At 52.2% G+C, this 2,500-nt stretch carries 1 protein-coding gene and 2 rRNA genes (1 of these 3 cut by a window edge); 2 read left to right on the top strand and 1 reads right to left on the bottom strand.

All coding sequences use genetic code 11. The features are described 5' to 3' along the window. Nucleotides 1-1,748, top strand: a 23S ribosomal RNA gene (locus ARADN35_RS0125555); it begins 1,131 nt to the left of the window's first position. Between the two features lie 143 nt (nt 1,749-1,891). Then, nucleotides 1,892-2,004: ribosomal RNA gene (rrf, locus tag ARADN35_RS0125550) — 5S ribosomal RNA — on the top strand. Between the two features lie 105 nt (nt 2,005-2,109). Here rrf and ARADN35_RS26845 read toward each other — a convergent pair. Further along, nucleotides 2,110-2,500 (bottom strand): class II glutamine amidotransferase (locus ARADN35_RS26845; protein WP_010467302.1); only part of this gene is annotated, 391 nt, incomplete at its 5' end.

The following is a 2,500-nucleotide window of genomic DNA, read 5'->3' as shown; positions in this document are numbered from 1 at the left end:
CTAAGCCAGTTACCGAAGCTGCGGATTTGCAATTTATTGCAAGTGGTAGGAGAGCGTTCTGTAGGCCTGTGAAGGTGTCTGGTAACGGATGCTGGAGGTATCAGAAGTGCGAATGCTGACATGAGTAGCGTTAAAGGGGGTGAAAAGCCCCCTCGCCGTAAGCGCAAGGTTTTCTACGCAACGTTCATCGGCGTAGAGTGAGTCGGCCCCTAAGGCGAGGCAGAGATGCGTAGCTGATGGGAAACAGGTCAATATTCCTGTACCGATCAATAGTGCGATGTGGGGACGGAGAAGGTTAGCTCAGCCAACTGTTGGATATGTTGGTTCAAGCCTGTAGTCGTGCCTGGTAGGCAAATCCGCCGGGCTTAGATGAGGGGTGATAACGAGTCTGCTTGCAGACGAAGTGAGTGATACCCTGCTTCCAGGAAAAGCCACTAAGCTTCAGCTATTGACGACCGTACCGCAAACCGACACTGGTGCGCGAGATGAGTATTCTAAGGCGCTTGAGAGAACTCAGGAGAAGGAACTCGGCAAATTGATACCGTAACTTCGGGAGAAGGTATGCCCCAAGTAGGTGAACCTGTACAAGGCGAGCCCAACGGGGTTGCAAAAAATCGGTGGCTGCGACTGTTTAATAAAAACACAGCACTCTGCAAACACGAAAGTGGACGTATAGGGTGTGACGCCTGCCCGGTGCTGGAAGATTAAATGATGGGGTGCAAGCTCTTGATTGAAGTCCCAGTAAACGGCGGCCGTAACTATAACGGTCCTAAGGTAGCGAAATTCCTTGTCGGGTAAGTTCCGACCTGCACGAATGGCGTAACGATGGCCACACTGTCTCCTCCTGAGACTCAGCGAAGTTGAAATGTTTGTGATGATGCAATCTCCCCGCGGAAAGACGGAAAGACCCCATGAACCTTTACTGTAGCTTTGTATTGGACTTTGAACAGATCTGTGTAGGATAGGTGGGAGGCTTTGAAGTGAGGACGCTAGTTCTCATGGAGCCAACGTTGAAATACCACCCTGGTGTGTTTGAGGTTCTAACCTAGGTCCATTATCTGGATCGGGGACAGTGCATGGTAGGCAGTTTGACTGGGGCGGTCTCCTCCCAAAGCGTAACGGAGGAGTTCGAAGGTACGCTAGTTACGGTCGGACATCGTGACGATAGTGCAATGGCATAAGCGTGCTTAACTGCGAGACTGACAAGTCGAGCAGATGCGAAAGCAGGACATAGTGATCCGGTGGTTCTGTATGGAAGGGCCATCGCTCAACGGATAAAAGGTACTCTGGGGATAACAGGCTGATACCGCCCAAGAGTTCATATCGACGGCGGTGTTTGGCACCTCGATGTCGGCTCATCTCATCCTGGGGCTGTAGCCGGTCCCAAGGGTATGGCTGTTCGCCATTTAAAGAGGTACGTGAGCTGGGTTTAAAACGTCGTGAGACAGTTTGGTCCCTATCTTCCGTGGGCGCTGCAGATTTGAGGAAGCCTGCTCCTAGTACGAGAGGACCGGAGTGGACACACCTCTGGTGTATCGGTTGTCACGCCAGTGGCATTGCCGAGTAGCTAAGTGTGGAAGAGATAACCGCTGAAAGCATCTAAGCGGGAAACTCGTTTCAAGATGAGATCTGCCGGGGCCTTGAGCCCCCTAAAGAGTCGTTCAAGACCAGGACGTTGATAGGTCAGGTGTGGAAGCGCAGTAATGCGTTAAGCTAACTGATACTAATTGCTCGTGCGGCTTGACCCTATAACTTTGATAGCCAACACACGAAAGTGTGAAAAGCTCAAAGATTGTTATGCCAAGTTGACGCAGTCAAAAGACACAAAATCTGATTCCAAACTCTATGAATTCGCCAGGCTGTTCCATGAACAGCCCAGCACCAAGTTATGCCTGATGACCATAGCAAGTTGGTCCCACTCCTTCCCATCCCGAACAGGACAGTGAAACGACTTTGCGCCGATGATAGTGCGGGTTCCCGTGTGAAAGTAGGTCATCGTCAGGCTCTTACAGCCCAGAAAACCCCAGTCAGCAATGACTGGGGTTTTTTGCTTTGGGGGCGTGAAATTCTTTGGAACAGTGACATCCAAAGTGCTTCATTCATTGAGGCTCAGAGGCTCAGCCGCCGGCCTTGCTCGAATACCAGCAGTTCTCCCTTGCCAAAGGCTGTCCACGTCTCGTTGGTCGTCAGCGGGCTCGTCACGATCACGGCCACTTCGTCCCTCTCGCTGGTCTCTCGAGAGAAATCCAGCCGAACGTCTTCGTCGCTCAGCTGGGCTTGCCCGAACGGGTGCCGCCTCTCTATGTAGTACAGGCTCGTCGAGGCATGGCTCCACAGCGCCTGGCCGTTGGACAGCAGGAAATTGAACGTCCCGCGCGGGCATATGTGGGCCGCCAATTCCTTGAAATTTGCCCAAGGACTGTTGGTGCCGATGCAATCTTGACCAGCTAAACCGCAAAGTGCCAATCCAATATTGACCAGGGTGTTCCACTGACCTGCT

The organism is Acidovorax radicis N35, assembly GCF_000204195.1.
GTDB lineage: Bacteria > Pseudomonadota > Gammaproteobacteria > Burkholderiales > Burkholderiaceae_C > Acidovorax > Acidovorax radicis.
Note: the sequence above shows the minus strand (reverse complement) of the source record. Positions and strands in the feature narration are given on the sequence as shown.